Annotated in this window: 18 protein-coding genes and 1 tRNA gene; 6 read left to right on the forward strand and 13 right to left on the reverse strand. The window is 38.9% G+C overall.

Annotated features, from left to right (window positions below; all coding sequences use genetic code 11):
• Positions 1 to 24 precede the first annotated feature (24 nt).
• Positions 25 to 495: a DUF3465 domain-containing protein gene (locus MMP72_RS09420; RefSeq protein ID WP_241316676.1), complete on the forward strand. Its 471-nt coding sequence runs from the start codon at positions 25 to 27 to the stop codon at positions 493 to 495.
• A 40-nt stretch (positions 496 to 535) separates the two neighbouring features.
• Here MMP72_RS09420 and MMP72_RS09425 read toward each other — a convergent pair whose 3' ends face one another.
• The 8 genes from MMP72_RS09425 to MMP72_RS09460 form a co-directional block, all read right to left on the reverse strand.
• Positions 536 to 988, reverse strand: coding sequence for an Mpo1-like protein (locus tag MMP72_RS09425; protein WP_241316678.1), 453 nt, complete (start codon positions 986 to 988; stop codon positions 536 to 538).
• A 155-nt stretch (positions 989 to 1,143) separates the two neighbouring features.
• Positions 1,144 to 1,755, reverse strand: coding sequence for a septal ring lytic transglycosylase RlpA family protein (locus MMP72_RS09430; RefSeq protein ID WP_241316680.1), 612 nt, complete (start codon positions 1,753 to 1,755; stop codon positions 1,144 to 1,146).
• A gap of 331 nt (positions 1,756 to 2,086) precedes the next feature.
• Entirely contained in the window at positions 2,087 to 3,088 is a 1,002-nt protein-coding gene (mltB, locus tag MMP72_RS09435; RefSeq protein WP_241316682.1) for a lytic murein transglycosylase B, read from the reverse strand.
• 19 nt (positions 3,089 to 3,107) lie between these two features.
• On the reverse strand, positions 3,108 to 4,250 hold the full coding sequence (gene rodA / locus MMP72_RS09440) for a rod shape-determining protein RodA (protein ID WP_241316684.1): 1,143 nt from the start codon (positions 4,248 to 4,250) through the stop codon (positions 3,108 to 3,110).
• A gap of 152 nt (positions 4,251 to 4,402) precedes the next feature.
• A complete protein-coding gene (locus tag MMP72_RS09445) occupies positions 4,403 to 5,062 on the reverse strand; it encodes a hypothetical protein (RefSeq protein WP_241316686.1) in 660 nt (219 codons plus the stop codon).
• Positions 5,063 to 5,095: 33 nt separating this feature from the next.
• The gene (gene queF, locus MMP72_RS09450) at positions 5,096 to 5,911 is read right to left on the reverse strand and encodes an NADPH-dependent 7-cyano-7-deazaguanine reductase QueF (RefSeq protein WP_241316688.1); all 816 of its coding nucleotides are present in this window, start codon (positions 5,909 to 5,911) and stop codon (positions 5,096 to 5,098) included.
• Complete coding sequence (locus MMP72_RS09455; RefSeq protein WP_241316690.1) at positions 5,908 to 6,681, reverse strand: ABC transporter permease; 774 nt, start codon at positions 6,679 to 6,681, stop codon at positions 5,908 to 5,910. Before MMP72_RS09455 ends, queF begins: the two co-directional genes overlap by 4 nt.
• Positions 6,678 to 7,613, reverse strand: a complete 936-nt coding sequence (locus MMP72_RS09460; RefSeq protein ID WP_241316692.1) for an ABC transporter ATP-binding protein — start codon at positions 7,611 to 7,613, stop codon at positions 6,678 to 6,680. Before MMP72_RS09460 ends, MMP72_RS09455 begins: the two co-directional genes overlap by 4 nt.
• A gap of 275 nt (positions 7,614 to 7,888) precedes the next feature.
• Between MMP72_RS09460 and MMP72_RS09465 the strand changes: the two genes are divergently transcribed.
• Positions 7,889 to 7,964, forward strand: a tRNA-Arg gene (locus tag MMP72_RS09465).
• A gap of 69 nt (positions 7,965 to 8,033) precedes the next feature.
• Here the strand turns inward: MMP72_RS09465 and MMP72_RS09470 are convergent.
• Both MMP72_RS09470 and MMP72_RS09475 read right to left on the reverse strand, forming a co-directional pair.
• Positions 8,034 to 8,615: a hypothetical protein gene (locus tag MMP72_RS09470; protein ID WP_241316694.1), complete on the reverse strand. Its 582-nt coding sequence runs from the start codon at positions 8,613 to 8,615 to the stop codon at positions 8,034 to 8,036.
• A 96-nt stretch (positions 8,616 to 8,711) separates the two neighbouring features.
• Positions 8,712 to 9,404 (reverse strand): DUF3820 family protein, encoded by a 693-nt coding sequence (locus tag MMP72_RS09475; protein ID WP_241316696.1) that lies wholly within the window; start codon positions 9,402 to 9,404, stop codon positions 8,712 to 8,714.
• 252 nt (positions 9,405 to 9,656) lie between these two features.
• On the opposite strand from MMP72_RS09475, the gene MMP72_RS09480 reads away from it, so the two are divergent.
• Complete coding sequence (locus tag MMP72_RS09480; RefSeq protein WP_241316698.1) at positions 9,657 to 10,886, forward strand: alpha/beta fold hydrolase; 1,230 nt, start codon at positions 9,657 to 9,659, stop codon at positions 10,884 to 10,886.
• Positions 10,887 to 11,283: 397 nt separating this feature from the next.
• A complete protein-coding gene (glyA, locus tag MMP72_RS09485; RefSeq protein WP_241316700.1) occupies positions 11,284 to 12,537 on the forward strand; it encodes a serine hydroxymethyltransferase in 1,254 nt (417 codons plus the stop codon).
• 217 nt (positions 12,538 to 12,754) lie between these two features.
• Here the strand turns inward: glyA and MMP72_RS09490 are convergent, their stop codons facing one another.
• Both MMP72_RS09490 and yiaA read right to left on the reverse strand, forming a co-directional pair.
• A complete protein-coding gene (locus tag MMP72_RS09490) occupies positions 12,755 to 13,186 on the reverse strand; it encodes a hypothetical protein (protein WP_241316702.1) in 432 nt (143 codons plus the stop codon).
• 233 nt (positions 13,187 to 13,419) lie between these two features.
• Positions 13,420 to 13,887 (reverse strand): inner membrane protein YiaA, encoded by a 468-nt coding sequence (gene yiaA / locus MMP72_RS09495; RefSeq protein ID WP_241316704.1) that lies wholly within the window; start codon positions 13,885 to 13,887, stop codon positions 13,420 to 13,422.
• A gap of 251 nt (positions 13,888 to 14,138) precedes the next feature.
• On the opposite strand from yiaA, the gene prfA reads away from it, so the two are divergent.
• Both prfA and prmC read left to right on the forward strand, forming a co-directional pair.
• A complete protein-coding gene (gene prfA, locus MMP72_RS09500) occupies positions 14,139 to 15,227 on the forward strand; it encodes a peptide chain release factor 1 (protein ID WP_241316706.1) in 1,089 nt (362 codons plus the stop codon).
• On the forward strand, positions 15,227 to 16,045 hold the full coding sequence (prmC, locus tag MMP72_RS09505; protein ID WP_241316708.1) for a peptide chain release factor N(5)-glutamine methyltransferase: 819 nt from the start codon (positions 15,227 to 15,229) through the stop codon (positions 16,043 to 16,045). The genes prfA and prmC overlap by 1 nt, the downstream gene beginning before the upstream one ends.
• Here the strand turns inward: prmC and MMP72_RS09510 are convergent.
• Positions 16,036 to 16,911, reverse strand: a complete 876-nt coding sequence (locus MMP72_RS09510) for an alpha/beta hydrolase (RefSeq protein WP_241316710.1) — start codon at positions 16,909 to 16,911, stop codon at positions 16,036 to 16,038. The two genes, prmC and MMP72_RS09510, sit on opposite strands and share 10 nt — an antisense overlap.
• Positions 16,912 to 16,914: the final 3 nt, after the last annotated feature.

Raw genomic sequence — 16,914 nt, forward strand, 5'->3', positions numbered from 1 at the left:
TTTGTATTTGATAAAAGGGTTGTTATGAAAACTCAGAAAAATAATGTGCTCTTCTTGATCGTTATTGCATTGTTGATCTTTGCTTATGTCGGTTTGGATCTTAAGGAAAAGGGTACACAGCTCGGCGAGACATCTTCATCTATTGAGCAGCGTACTGTTGATGATCAAGCCAAGATCATGCAGGCCTATCAACAACAACGCAGCAAACTTCAAGTGCAGTCACAGGGTGTGGTAAAAGTAATCTTGCCCGACGACAATGATGGTTCCAGACACCAAAGGATGATTCTACAGTTGGACAATGGCCTAACTGTGTTAATCGCTCATAATATTGATTTAGCGCCACGCATAGAGGGGCTACAAAAAGGTGAGATGGTGGAGTTTTATGGCGTGTATGAATATAACAATAAAGGTGGGGTGATCCATTGGACACACCATGACCCAAGAAGAAAACATATTGATGGGTGGTTGAAATATAAAGGAAGAATGTATCAGTAACCTTCTTCCTTTATCGGTTGTTGCAAAGGAATGCGTTAAATCAGCTTGTAAGCGCCAATTTCTGGCGAGACTTCCATTTAGGTAGTACTTTAGCAAGATAGGCATCCATGCACCATACAGGGCCAATCAGGAGGAACTGTAAGTCTTTAAAGAAAGAAGGTTTTTTACCTTCCACTTTATGTCCGTAAAATTGACCAATCCAAGCGATGACGAATATGCCGATATAGAAACCAATGCCTACTGGTAAGATAATAATCAGCCATGCCATTACGGCTAATAATGCAGCCATTGCGACCGCCAGCACGATATCTAGGCGTGCATAGAAGACCAGAGTCAAAACAAGCAATAGAGCTGTTAATAAGGCGCTAAAGTGCGCAACAATACCAATAATCGAAAAAAGAATAGCTGGAACACATACCCAATGGATTTTTTTATTGGTTTGATTTTGATGACTTTCACTATATTCATCGAACCATTCGTCTATTGATTTCACAGCGCTCTCCTTGCGATCATCGTTATTTTTTAATCATCTCAATATACCGAAGAAAGTTGAGTGGGTCAAAATTGATTTAATTCGAAGGTGTTTTATGTGTATAGGAAATAATAAAAGCCACACAAGGCGGCTTTTATTATATGACTGACTATAACTTAAGAGTTAGGGCCGTCTACACGTTCGATGCTGACTTTACCAAGACCTGCATTTGTAAGTCCGATTTGTTTCGCTGCACCATAAGATAAATCAAGCACGCGATTGCCGTGGAAAGGACCACGATCGTTTACTTTAACCACAACACTTTTACCGTTATCTCGATTGGTTACACGGATATAACAGTTTAGCGGTAGGCTACGGTGAGCAGCAGTCATTGCATTCATATCGAATGTTTCGCCGCTTGCTGTTTTACGGCCATGGAATTGACGACCATACCAAGATGCAACGCCAGTTTGGCTAAATTTACGAACAGTGTTCGAAGCAACGGTATTAAGCTTTTCAATCACTGAAGGCTCTTCTTCAGGGATGTCAATTTTTGCTGCAATCGTTTGGCGACGTACTTGGTCACCCGAACGCTCAGTGATTGAAAGACTATTGACGTTAGAAAGACGTGAATTAAAATTTTGCGAATCTTTGCTTAGAACGCGAGCGGCTAAGTTAGATCCATCCACATCATTATTCAATGATGAAGATTGTACCATTTCTGCATGTAACGGGCTTAAACTTAAGCCGGCTGTCAGCGCTAGAATATATTTTAGCGAAAACTGCATTGTATAAACTCCTAGAGAACATGCTTTTCTATTTCAATCAAACAGTCTGAAATATAGTGCACATGTCTAATTATTCACTTTTGCAATTTGCAATTTGGGGGCGGTTGTAACCACTTAAAGAGTTTGAACAGCCCGTACACTTGGAGTGGATAATATTCATCGCCTATGAAGTGTGTCTAGTCATTAAAGACAAATAACAACAAAAAGAACAAAAACACACAGTTTTTGATTAAAAAATGAACAATATTGTAACTAATTATGAATTTAGCTTAAAAATTATACTTTTTTAATAAAAAAATTATTGACTTTATTTAAGTTTAAAAAAGCTAGTCTATCGACTAGCTACTTCAGTGCCTAATAACCATACAGCAGTTGCATACATACGGCTTCTATTGTAAGTGGTAATTACTTGGAAATTTGGATAAGTAATATAATAGATAGGACCCGATCGGTCTTGTAGTTGAATGACATTGACAAGGTCTAAATCATCAATTTTTACCAATGGGTTAACGGGAGAAATGCCCAAACGTTTTAATTCACCGTAAGGTCGAGGTAAGGTCAAATCTTTTGCAATCACACTTTCTGGATCATTTCCTAAATAGCGTGCAGGGAAGCCAATTGGCCTGTCTCGCTCCCAACCATGCTTAGCTAAATAGTTAGCAATAGATCCAATAGCATCCACAGCGGAATTTCTAAGGTCAATATGACCATTACCATCGTAATCTACACCTAGTTTCTGAATATTACTTGGCATGAATTGAGGATAGCCAATTGCCCCCGCATAAGAACCAACAATACTATTGGTTGGATAGCCTTCTTTATAGGTCCATGCGATCAGTGCTGCCAATTCATCACTAAAGTAATCTGCACGACGAGGATAACCAAATGCAAGTGTTGCTAAAGCATCACGAGTAATAAAGGAGCCTTTATTTGCGCCGTATCCAGTTTCTACACCTAAAACACCCAAAATGACGGCTTTAGGTACGCCAAATTGTTGTTCTGCACGATTAAGTGCGTCTTCGTACTGATTCTTAAAACGAATTCCACGCTGGATCGTTCCTTCGACTAAGAACATGGAGCGATAGTCGTACCACGGCTTACTTTCACCGGGGCGTGTCATAATGTTTAAAATGTTGGGTAAATTACGCGCGCCACTCATCGCAGCATCAATTTGTTCACTGCTCAAACTATATGTTGTCATCGCTTTTTGTTTAAAAGCCAAATAATTTGGATGGGTGTAAAATTCATTTGCGTGTGCCCAATTACAGCTTAAAAATAAACTGGCACTTAAGCTAAGAAATTTAACTGTTTTATTTAAAGTTTTATGCAACATATGTTTATAAAATTCCTCGTTATCGATGTGTATGAATGGACATAACCAGTCCAAAAGTAGACATCAGCGTTATAATCGCAGTTCCGCCATAACTCATGAACGGCAAAGGCACACCTACTACGGGTAAAATACCACTGACCATACCTGCATTTACAAATACATAAACAAAAAATGACAAACCAAATGCACCCGCGATCAAACGTCCATAGTTATGGAAGCTTTGTAACCCGATTTGGAAGGTTCTAAAAATAATAGCCAAATAGAGAAGAATCAGCAGTGTGACACCGATGAGACCAAATTCTTCAGAATATGCAGCAATAATAAAGTCGGTATGACCTTCAGGAAGAAAATGCAGGTGGGATTGCGTACCTTCTAAAAAGCCTTTTCCAGAGAGTCCACCTGAACCAATCGCGGTTTTGGATTGAATAATATTCCAACCTGTACCTAAGGCATCTGCTTCTGGATTTAAAAGTGTCAGTACGCGTTGACGTTGGTAACCATGCAGTAAAAATGTCCATGCAATCGGGATAATAACAGCAACAGCACCAGCGGCCGCAGCGATCAGTTTCCAAGATAAACCACTTAAAAAGAGTACAAAGATACCGCTTGCGAGAACAAGTAATGACGTGCCTAAATCTGGTTGCTCTGCGATGAGTAAAAAAGGAATGATAATCAGGACTAATGACAGCATGACTTGAGAAAAGCTAGGAGGCAGTGCTTTGCGGGACAAGAACCACGCAATCATCATGGGCATACCGATTTTCATAAACTCGCTGGGTTGTACACTACCGAAACCTGGAATATCAATCCAGCGTTGTGCTCCCATACGCACTTCACCAAAAATCATGACGGCAAGCAGTGACAGCACGCCGAAAGCATAAAAGTAGGGGGAGAATGCTTGATACACTTTTGGCGGAATTTGAGCCAAGCTCAACATAACTCCAAAACCGATGCCAAAACTTATCGCTTGCCGAGTCACTAAGCCAACATTTTGAGCGGAAGCACTATATAAAATAGTCAATCCAAGTGCGGCATTTAAGATTAAAAACAGGCAAAGCCATGGATCAATGTGTAATTGTTGCCAACGAGAAAGCTGCGTGGCAGTGCTTAAACCATCACGAGGCGCTTGACGCAAAAATTTGTATTGTGAGCTTGGGGACATGCGATTCTAGATCAAGTAAATCAAGGCTTTGAGAATGCTAACATAAACGCTGATTTAGACAATGAAAATTTAGAAATTGTGACACTTATACGTTTTTATTCGGTATAAAAAAGCGGCTATTTTGTAATAGCCGCTTTTTCAGCAATAGCGGCTTATTTCTGTATTAACAATTGGTCAAAATGTTTAGTAAACACTGCAAGCTCAGCTTGGCTTAGACTTGGAATTAATTTCTTAATTACAATGTGAACGGCTGTCTCTACACCGCTGGTTGCAACACTTGCAACACCACGTTTTACCATACCCAAACCAAGTGTTTTATTGTACTCAGTCATAAAATGGTGAATCAATGCATCGGCAAACGTTTTGAACTGCTGTGTTAGCGCATTACGTTGTTCTTTACCATTACCAGCTTCAACTTCTGCAAAACTTTTTTTCATATCAGCGACCAGACTATCGGGTAGTACAGTACCAATACGTTGTTTACCTTCATTGTCGATAAACAGACTTTTTTCCATGAATGCTAATGATTCTAGCACTTGATCATTTGATGTTTTACCTAACAGTTGTTTCATTAAGGTCGAAACAATGCTGCGAATTTTTTGAGCAAGTTCTTCAGTGGTATCTCGTTTGTCACTTGGTGGAAATTGTTGAACCAAATGAACCAACATGGTGTCAATTAACTCATCAGTAAGCTGTAGAGAAATTTTGTCACGTAAAGGGTATTGTGGCTCTTTACTGTCTCGATTGGCTTGTGCAAGTTGAATATCCTGACTCAAGCTTGCTGAAGGAAGAATACCGAAATAACTGGTCATTGAAAAACGTCCTCTATATCAAATTTATTCGTTTTATTGTCGTGCCAAGCGAATTGGCTCGGGCATCCATGACAAATCTGAAACTCGACATGGATTAATATCCAATCCTCCACGACGAGTATAAGTTGCATAGACCATCAACTTTTCTGGCTTAAGCAGTTGCCAAATATCCGCAAATATTTGCTCGACACATTGCTCATGAAAACCATTATGCTGACGGTACGAGATAATATAAGCTAATATGCTGCGATAACAAGGTCTTTTACCTTGAAAACGAATAAAAACAGTGCCCCAATCTGGCTGTCCAGTCACAGGACAATTACTTCTGAGCAGATGTGAGTAAAGCTCAATTTCTACATCGTCTGGCATCGCAGTATCGAGTTGCAACAAAGTTGAATCGGGATGCTCAGATAAACGCTCAGGAATAAGTTCATCAATACAAATACCCGTAGGTTGAGTAATCTTTAGATCATCCACCTGAAAGAGTTGAAGCTCAACATTTGCACCAGCGGCTTTTGATAAATCTCGTTCAACAGTTTCAATAAATGCTGTTTTTGAATCAAATTGAGTGAAGTTCAAACTATTGAAATAAAGCTTGAGTGATTTTGATTCAATTAGATTTGGAGAGCTTGCTGGCAAAGTGATGCGACCAATCGCGACTTGGGGTAATCCGTGAGGGTTTAACCAAGAAACTTCAAAAACATGCCACCAATCTTTACCTTGAGTAATCCCTACAACATTTGCGTATTGTTGACGAGACTCAGCCCGAGCGATTGGAAATAAAACTTCTGGCTGATATTGAGTCGGATATTGGGTTTCTTGACCCAACAAAGAATGTTCTACACTCATTCACGCATTCCTGAACCACGAGCTAATAGATGGTATGCAATTGCATAGAGGACAACACAGCATAAGGTCACAATGGCTAATGAAAGCGAAACATTGACATCACTATGCCCCAAAATACCAAAACGGAAGGCATTGACCATATATACAATTGGGTTAATTAAAGATAAATTTTGCCAAAATGGGCTTAATGCACTAATGGCATAGAATACACCGCCTAAATAGGTTAGGGGTGTCAGTACAAAAGTCGGGATAATGGAAATATCATCAAATGACTTTGCATAAACAGCGTTGATGAAACCACCAAGTGAAAATAATAATGAAGTAATAATGACCGTATAAATAGTCACAAAGAAATTATGAATTTCTAGATGGGTAAAGAACAAGCTCATGATGGTTACAATCAAGCCAACCAATACCCCACGAGATACGCCACCGATTACATAACCCCATAGGATGAGGTGTAAAGGTACAGGGCTCATAATCAGTTCTTCGATGCTTTTTTGGAATTTTGCGCTAAAGAAACTTGAGGATACATTGGCATAACTGTTGGTGATGACCGCCATCATAATTAAACCGGGGATAATAAACTGCATGTAGCTAAAGCCACCCATTTCACCAATGCGTGAGCCAACTAAGTTACCAAAAATCACAAAGTACAAGCTCATGGTGATTGCAGGCGGTAAGAGGGTTTGTGGCCAGATCCGCATAAAACGGCGAATTTCTTTAACAACTAAAGTCCAGAGAGCGGTTTTTAATTGACTAAAGTTCATTGATCCGCTCCTGTAAGATTCTTCTCAACCATTTTCACGAATAGTTCTTCTAAGCGGTTCGATTTATTACGCATACTACTGACGTGGATATTTTGTGACTGTAACAATAAGAATAAATCATTCATATTATGTGCTTTATCCATCGTCACTTCTAAGGTCACAGAATCAATTAAATTAAAGTTGAAACCGATAATATTAAAATTAATTGAATGGATCGGCTCAGCTAAATCAAAAATGAATGATTCTTCATTCATCTGATTAAGGAAACCTTTCATTGAAGTGTCTTCTTTAATGACGCCACGATCAATGATTGCAATACGACGGCATAACACTTCAGCCTCTTCAAGATAGTGAGTGGTCAGAATGATGGAGGTCCCATTCTCATTCATCTCCGTCAGGAAGTCCCACATTGAGCGACGTAACTCAATATCGACACCCGCAGTCGGCTCATCCAGAATCAGCAACTTCGGTTCGTGCATCATGGCACGTGCAATCATTAGGCGGCGTTTCATACCACCAGAGAGCATACGAGATTGAATATTACGTTTGTCCCATAAGCCCAGTTTTTCTAAATACAATTCAGCACGTTGTTCAGCCAGTTTTTTAGGAATGCCGTAATAACCTGCTTGGGTCACTAAAATATCAAAGGTTTTTTCAAATTGACCAAAATTGAATTCTTGAGGAACAACACCAAGACATTGCTTTGCATGTGAAGGGTGGGTATCTAAATTATGCCCAAAAATTTCAACTGAACCCGATGTTTTTTTGGTTAAAGAGCTAATGATACTAATCGTCGTCGATTTACCTGCACCATTAGGTCCTAATAATGCATAAAATTCACCTTCGGGCACGGTTAAATTAATACCTTTTAACGCCTGAAAACCATTACGATAAGTTTTGGACAAATCGCTCAGCACCAAAGCATCAGTCATGAATGTCTCACGTTGTTAAATAGAATGAGTATTCTGAGCGATATGACTCAATAAACCAAGTGGAAAAATAGGTTTATGGCGTGTTAAAAATGGAACGTTGAGTATTCAACTCATTTGAATTCATCATAACGTTAAGCTTTAGGATTTAATTGTTTCAAAAATAACGAGATTGCTTTCCCAAAGCGAATAATCGTTGTTTTAATAGACAAAAAGTGTTTTTGTTTGAAGGTATATATTTACCTATATGTTTTTTTTGCCTATGATGTGCCTCGCATGCGCTCATAGCTCAACTGGATAGAGTACAGGTCTCCGAAGCCTGTGGCGTGGGTTCGAGTCCCGCTGAGCGCACCAATTCTATTTATTCTCTTGGTTTCTCTCTTTCATATAAAGCAACTTAATTTTAAAATTTCTTGGTTAAAACTATAAATGTTGCACCGAATAATTGATCAGTTTCAAGGTTTGATTGAGTTGGTTGGGTGAAATACGCGACTCTTGTAACGATGTAATCCATTGCATTTGGCATGTTTTGAGCTGCTGTGGTGTTTTTGTTGACTGAATCTTTTGGATTAACGGTTTCGCCATTAAGCCGCAATAAGTTGTAAGCGTGTGAATCATGATTTGTTGAATTTCAACGAAAGGCAGTTTTTCTAAACTAATAATTTCTTCAGTTTCGATATTCTGAGTTGGCGTTACCACGACTTGTTGTTGTGTTTCCTGTGTTGGAATTGACTGAGCTAAATGAGTCACTTCACTATTTTGTCTGGTTAAATCTTCTTTAATTGTCGTTTTTACTGTTGGTGTTACTTGCTGAGCCAATAAGCCCATATCAATTAATTGTTGAACTAGTTCGCTAGGCGCAATTCTTTCTTTGTAGTCATGATCAAGTGTTTGGAAATCTTCATGATCAATTAAAAGTAATAAACGGCGTTGACGTGCATTCAAAGTTATATTGCGTTGTTGTAAGGCATGTTGCCCGAGTTCTGTTTTAAAAAAATGTGACATCTTTCCCCCCAAAATCAAAATTTTGATAGGGGGTAAGATACGTTTGAATAATGACAGTTATGTTAATAAATTATTAAATATCATTAAGTTGATATTTTATTTGATGAGTTTCGTCTCTAACGCCTTGCGTAAATAAATATCTAAATCATCTTGGCGTAGTAACCATTGAATATAGTCAGCAGGCAAGTCTTGAATCGCTGTACCTTTATGTTTGCCAAAAGTAATGGTTTTAGGAATACGTGCTTCTTCTGAAGCAATATAAAGTTGCTCAATATCTTGAATATTGAGTTGGTGAATAATGTGCATCAAAATATTGGCGGTTAAGATGATATCTGCATCAGCACGATGTGCACCTTTTAACATTTCTCGAGCTTTATCACTGCCTTTAGAAATTAAGTAAATTAAAGCCGAAATATTGTGCGCTTCAGCATCTTCCCATACTCGACGCGCGAGCGCTAAGGTGCAAATAGGTTTTAACTTTGAGGTATCTACGCCACATTTTGCGATGGCTGTAATATCGTAATCAACGTTATGACCAATGATATAAGTGGTGTGTTCTGGCAGTTGGAACTCATTGTAAAAGGGTTGATCAATCAAATCTGATTCTAAAATATGATGCACAGCCATTGCGGCAAAAGAAATGGGCTGACCAACTTGATAGAGTTGATCGAAGATTTTCTTTTTATCTAAGCTTAATTTTCCATTTTCTATTTCGATGGGGGCATAGGCGATTTCAATTGGCAAGCCATTTAGTGTATGTGTTTCAGTATCTAAGATAATGGCCTGCATAATGTTAAACCTAAGATGAATTTATAATTTTATTATCTTACAAGAAATTCGATAAAAGCGGGGTGAATGATCGATTGTACGCTTTGATTTTTTAGAAATTTGAGTGGGTATTGCATAAATAAAAATCAAAAATAGAATTAATGGTCAAAAAGTACTTGAAACAATTTTGTAATAAGCGTATTTCTTGTTGTTGTAATAGCCTTAGAGTAACTAAGGATAAAATCATAAATAAAATAGTTAAGGAAAAACAAGATGCATATGAAGTTATTAACGGTTGCAATACTAGGTTCAACTTTATTTTTGACAGCCTGTGGTAGTGATGATGATACAACTTATACATCCAAACCAGATATACCTGAAAATAATATCAAAGATCCTGTAGTTCATATAGATACATACAATGCAACTGATATGAGTGCGATTGCGGGTGAAAGTCTAATAATGACTTATAAGATGTTAGGGATTAATAATAAAGAAGTTCATGCAACCTCTTTAGTTTTTACACCTAAAGATACACCTCCAGTAGGAGGTTGGCCAATCGTTGTTTGGGCACATGGAACCACTGGAGTTGCAGACAAGTGTGCACCTAGTCGTAATGCAACGAATGATTATATAAAAGGTATGATCAGCCAATTACTTGCCGCAGGCTATGTTGTTGTGGCGCCTGATTATGAAGGACTCGGTGAACCTAGTGGAAAAGAATTGCACCCGTTTCTGAATCTTAAAAGTGAAGCCTATTCAATTACTGATGCGGTGGTTGCAGCGCGAGATTATTTAAAAAATAAAGTTAATACCAAATGGGTTACTGTTGGTCACTCACAGGGTGGTCAGGCTGCATTAGGCGCTGCACAATACCAATCTCGAGCAAAATTAAATTACAAGGGTACAGTTGCTATTGCACCTGCCTCCAATCTAGATTTAATTTTGACGTTGGGAGAGAAATCCGTTGAAGGTCAACCTGCATCAATACAGATCCCAGTTTATGCAAGTCTGGATACGTTCACTGCACTTATTACAGCAGGACTGCGAAATCCAAACCCGAGTCTACAATATAATCAAATTTTTAAAAATCCGACTGCACAAATTGCGCAGCAATATGCTGAAACAGAATGTTCTGGTGATATTGGGAATGCCTTTGGTTATAGTATGACTCAATATGATCAGACTACTGGAAGTTTAAATGGTTATGGTCGTACACAAGATAACTTCTTGGACCTCTCTGTCGTTAAAAACTTTACCAATAAAGATAGCCAACCTTTAACAGTTAAAATCAGTACACCAATCACGATTTATCAGGGAACCAATGACACAACAGTTCCACGTTTTGCAACTAATATTTTGGTAAACTCCGCGCAGCAAAAAGGTACACCTATCCAGTATATTACTGATGATAGTAGCCTAGTAAAATGGGATCATGGGACAGCATATGTACTGAACATTGAAAATATAGTCAATGATGTAGAGACTATGCTTTCTAAGTAATTCAAGTAGCAGGAATAATTTACTAGTAAGTTATTCCTGAAATTTTACATAAGAGATAACAGCATATGCGTATTTGTGCCAATAAAGCTTTCTCTTGTTCTATTTGATTTGAATATTGGCCATTTCTAACATAATAAGAATCATATATTTTTAGATGTTGAATTTTACCTTTGACTCTAATCATTTTATCTCAATCGTTATTTATAAAGCATGATGACTATGGTGATGATCAGGATAAAAAAACTCTTAATTAATTAAAGAGTGAATTTTCATAAAAATGAGCAATTTTTATTGGGAAGTGAGTAAACTTCATTCTGCTTAATCATAAACTTCATGCTATAATTCGCACCAATCTTTAGCACGGCTTAAAAGCCCTAATTTATAGGACCCTCCGCTAATGTTTGCCAATATTTCTATTGCTGAATTTGATCCAGAAATAGCTCAAGCGATTACTTCTGAAGGCGTACGCCAAGAAGCTCATATTGAGTTGATCGCATCTGAAAACTATTGCTCTCCAGCTGTAATGGAAGCACAGGGATCAAAACTTACTAACAAATATGCAGAAGGCTATCCTGGCAAACGCTATTATGGCGGTTGTGAATATGTGGATGTCATCGAACAACTTGCAATTGATCGTGCAAAAGAATTGTTCGGTGCGGATTACGCAAACGTTCAACCACATGCTGGTTCTCAAGCAAACTCTGCTGTTTATTTAGCGCTTCTTAATCCAGGCGATACAGTATTAGGGATGAGCTTGGCTCATGGTGGTCACTTGACTCACGGTGCTAAAGTTAGCTTCTCTGGTAAAACCTATAATGCGATTCAGTATGGTTTAAATACTGAAACTGGCGAAATCGACTATGAAGAAGTTGAGCGTTTAGCTTTAGAACACAAACCGCGTATGATCGTGGCGGGTTTCTCTGCTTATAGCCAAATCGTTGATTGGCAGCGTTTCCGTGACATCGCTGACAAAGTAGGTGCATACCTTTTTGTTGATATGGCGCATGTTGCTGGTTTAGTTGCAGCGGGTGTTTATCCAAACCCAGTGCAAATTGCTGACGTAACAACAACGACGACGCATAAAACACTTCGTGGCCCGCGTTCGGGTTTAATCCTTGCGAAAGCAAATGAAGAAATTGAGAAAAAACTTCAATCTGCTGTTTTCCCAGGCAACCAAGGTGGTCCTTTGATGCATGCGATTGCTGCTAAAGCAATCTGTTTCAAAGAAGCGATGTCAGAAGAGTTTAAGACTTACCAACAACAAGTTGTTAAGAATGCTCAAGCGATGGCTGAAGTATTCATTTCACGTGGTTACGATGTGGTTTCTGGCGGTACGGAAAACCATTTATTCTTGTTGTCACTCATCAAGCAAGATGTAACAGGTAAAGAAGCTGATGCTTGGTTAGGCGCTGCTCATGTTACAGTAAACAAAAATGCTGTACCAAATGATCCACGTTCTCCATTCGTGACTTCGGGTATTCGTATTGGTACACCTGCGGTTACAACTCGTGGTTTCGGTGAAGCAGAAGTGCGTGAACTTGCTGGTTGGATCGCTGACATTATTGATAGCAAAGGTGATGAGAAAGTCATCGCTGATGTTAAAGCTAAAGTTGAAACAGTCTGTGCAAAATTCCCAGTATACGTAAACTAATTTGTAAAGTTAAAAAAGCGCCGTAAGGCGCTTTTTTATTGTCTAGTTATAGCTAAGAGCTGACTCAGACTTCGTTTTGAAATTTGACAAAGGATCGCCTTTGTCTATGTTTCATGCCTTATCTTGCGGAGGAATTCTCTCGCGTCTGATTTTTGATAGCAGTCTTTACATTAAAAATTGGGTCAACAAAAAAGCACCCGAAGGTGCTTTATTTGAATCAATGACGATGATGCTTTTTCTTTTTCCATTTTTTCTTTTGGCTTTGGCGTTTATCGTAATCACGGTCTTGACCGACTTGGCGACCCAATGCCGCACCACCTGCGGCACCCGCAGCAGCACCGATATAACCACCAGTTGTACCACCAACATTTTTACCAACAGCATAACCGCCAACGCCACCTAAACCGCCACCAATCGCAGCTTCTGTTCGTGTACGTTTGCTACTTGCAGCAGCAGCGCCACCAGCACCACCGACTGCAGAGCCAATCAATGCGCCATTATGACCGCCAACCTCTTTACCAATAGCTGTACCGACCACACTACCGAGCGCTGATGTTGCAGCAACACGAGTGGCATTATCAGCATGAGCAACAGTGACCAAAGAAGATGCTGCGAAAATAGCACTACATAACCAAGCATTTAATTTCATTTTGACTCCATGTCCTGAGTATATTGGACATCATTTCTAATGGCTGCAAATGTAACAAGAGTTAAGTGAGAAATTGTGGAGAGGTCAGTCGGAAGTATTGCGGTTAAGTGTCCAGATTGTAATGTTTTGTTTCAAGCCCTGAGTGTTTCCCTAAAAAAATAAGATAAAACAATAGGGTGGGATATTTGATAGTGAAAGAAGTTTTATAATTAGAAACTTCTTTATATTCATTTTTAGTCTTGATCATTTTGTTTAGGTGGGGATTCTTCTTGCAGAGATGGACGAGTATCAATTCCTGTTTGTAAACGTAGATAATTTAAATCACGAATATTCTTTTGCGTTGCCACTACGCCAAACAAGCTCAGTAAAAATGACATGATGTAAAAACCTTTTTCGCTCATGGTAATGTCGGCATTCCATAAACTGATCAGTAAAAGCACAATACATACTGCCATTGATGCCCAACACAGAGCATAGTAAATCGCAGTAACAGGAATACCTTCTAATTGGTCTCGAACAGTTTTTTGCAATGACGCAGCAGAAAATAAGCCATAGAGTAAAATCACAAAGTAATAACCTTTCTCATGCAGTGGCATGTGGGCATTCCATAACCCAATGATAAAGCCAACGGCTCCTGTCAATAATGCAACCCAGCTTGCCGCAATAAATGCAGAGGTAGGGCGGTTAATAAAATTATTCATAGATTTATCCTATTGTTTTATCTTTGTATTTACTGTTTTAAACTTTTTATATCTCAGATCATTCATGAGAACAAGTCATGAAAACCAAAGCAGAACAATTTGTGATGAAATCATGATGGAATCGTAAGTAACATGGTTTGTCTATGTCTTTTAAGCGGTAGAATCTGTAAACTATGCGCAATTTTTTGATTTTGCTCATGCTTCATTCATTTGATAGGCATTGAACCTTTAGATTTTGAGATATTTCGCCCATGAAAGCATCACTCCGTTTAAGACTAGATCAACTTTGTGATCGTCATGAAGAGCTGACTGCATTACTTGCTGATGTAGAAGTGATTTCGGACAATAAACGTTTTCGTAAACTGTCTCGTGAACATAGTGATTTATCTGAAATTACCGAAGTTTGGGGTAAATATCGTCAAGCTGAAGAAGATATTGAAACAGCAGAAATGATGAAGTCTGACCCAGATTTCAAAGATATGGCTGAAGAAGAGATTAAAGCCAATAAAACGCTTTTGTCTGAATTAGAAGAACAACTTAATGTTTTGATGATTCCGAAAGATCCAAATGATGCTAATTCTGCATACCTAGAGGTTCGTGCAGGTACAGGTGGGGATGAAGCCGCGATCTTCTCGGGTGATTTATTCCGTATGTATAGTAAATATGCCGAAACACAAGGCTGGCGTATTGAAGTCCTTTCAGAAAATGAAGGGGAACATGGTGGTTATAAAGAAGTAATTTGCCGTATTGATGGTGATGGCGTTTATGGTCGCTTGAAGTTTGAAAGTGGTGCGCATCGTGTACAACGTGTGCCTGCAACTGAGTCTCAAGGTCGTGTCCATACTTCGGCATGTACTGTTGCAATTCTGCCAGAAGTTGATGTCGATACTACCGTTGAAATCAATGCTTCTGATTTACGTATTGATACTTATCGTGCATCAGGTGCAGGTGGTCAGCACATTAACAAAACTGACTCTGCTGTGCGTATTACCCATATTCCATCAGGTGTGGTGGTTGAATGTCAGGAAGAACGTTCGCAGCATAAAAACAAAGCCAAAGCCATGGCTTTACTGGTATCTCGTTTGGAAAATGCAAAACGCCAAGCGCAGGAAACGGCAACTTCTGAGATGCGCCGTGATTTGGTGGGTTCAGGGGATCGTTCAGAACGTATCCGTACCTATAACTATTCACAAGGTCGGATGACAGATCACCGTATCAATCTGACACTATATAAGTTGGATGCGATTATGGAAGGTGATTTGACGGAATTATTGGACAGTTTACATCGTGAATATCAAGCCGATCAGTTGGCAATGCTAGCACAGGAAAATGGCGGCTAATGAATATTGCTCAAGCATTAGTGATTAAGGGCGAGACTGATAGCTATGAACGTCAAGAGGCGGCATGGTTACTTGAACATCTTCTCGGTGTGAATGCCTTAGAACTCAAACTAAGACTTGAGCAAGAGTTGACTGAACTGCAACAGCAAGCTTACCTCGCGGGGCTTGCTCGAATTTCGCAGGGTGAACCACTCGCGTATGTCATCGGTTCACAACCATTTTGGACTTTAGATTTAAAAGTGACACATGACACTTTAGTTCCTCGTCCAGATACTGAAATACTCGTTGAAACTGTGTTGAACTTAGCGCTTGCTCAGGATATCAACATGGTGGATTTGGGCACAGGAACAGGGGCAATTGCTTTAGCACTTGCGAGTGAACGGCCACAATGGTCAGTGACAGCAACCGATATTTACCAGCCGACATTATATGTTGCTAAAGAAAATGCGCTTCGACATGGCTTAACTCAAGTTAAATTTGCTTGTGGGGCTTGGTTCGATGCTCTAGACACGCAAACGTTTGATTTAATTGTATCAAATCCGCCTTATATCGATCCTGATGATGTGCATATGAAAAATCTCAAGTCAGAACCTGAACGTGCATTAGTTGCAGATCGTCATGGGCTTGCAGATATTGAAACCATCATTTCTCAAGGGAAAAGTTGGCTCAAGGCTAAAGGATGGATTGTCCTTGAACATGGTTATGATCAAGGACAAGCAGTACGTGAAATCTTTGAACAGTTCGGTTTTAGCGAAATCGAAACGATCAAAGATTATGGTGGTAATGATCGAGTTTCACTTGCACAGCTTTACGAATAGTTAGCCAAAAAGCACATGATTTCTTTTGCTACGATCTTGGGTTGTTCCCATGGTGTCCAATGACCACACTCATCAATTTCGATTACTTGCGGATTTGGGATAAGTTCTCTATACCGAACAGCCATATGTTCACCTGAATTAGGGTCGTTTTTGCCATTAATTAATAGCATTGGAACTTTGTTATGGATTAAGGCGTTTACAAGGCGGTCCCGATACTTAAATCTTGTAAAGATAGATCGATTTAAACTGACTAAACTTTTCTTACCATAATTATAATTTAATAGCTTATACCATTGCTCTAGTTCTGAAGATGTAGGTTGATGATGTTGATCAAACATTTGGAGCATGGATTTTGAAAATACAGAGAATGAAATTAATGGAACGATTAAGTGACCTAAAAAAGATGCCATTAATTTTTGTATTATACGTGGACGATAGGCTTCTGAAAATAAGCTACCATTCATAAATACTACAGATTGAATTGAGTGGGGTAACTGTTTTTTTAGTTGTCTATCTAATAACTCCTGTATTACACCTACGCCCAAATCATGTCCTACTAAATGTACATTATCTAGCTTTAAATATTGAATTAAAGCAATACATTGATCAGCATGATCTTGTACAGAATATTGATGCCCAACTGGTTTGTCAGAAAATCCTAAACCCAATAAATCAATAGCTACGAGCTGATATTCTTCTGAGAGTTGTTCCCAGACTCTAGTCCAATCAAATGAGCTTGTAGGATACCCATGAATAAGAAAAATAGTATTTACGGCTGGTCGTGAGGAGTATTGATAGAAAATATTAAAATTTTTAAATGTAAAATATTTTCCAGTCTTCTTCCAACTCTCAAGTGTGTGGTACATTTT

This window comes from Acinetobacter sp. NIPH 2699 (genome assembly GCF_022549355.1).
Taxonomy (GTDB): domain Bacteria; phylum Pseudomonadota; class Gammaproteobacteria; order Pseudomonadales; family Moraxellaceae; genus Acinetobacter.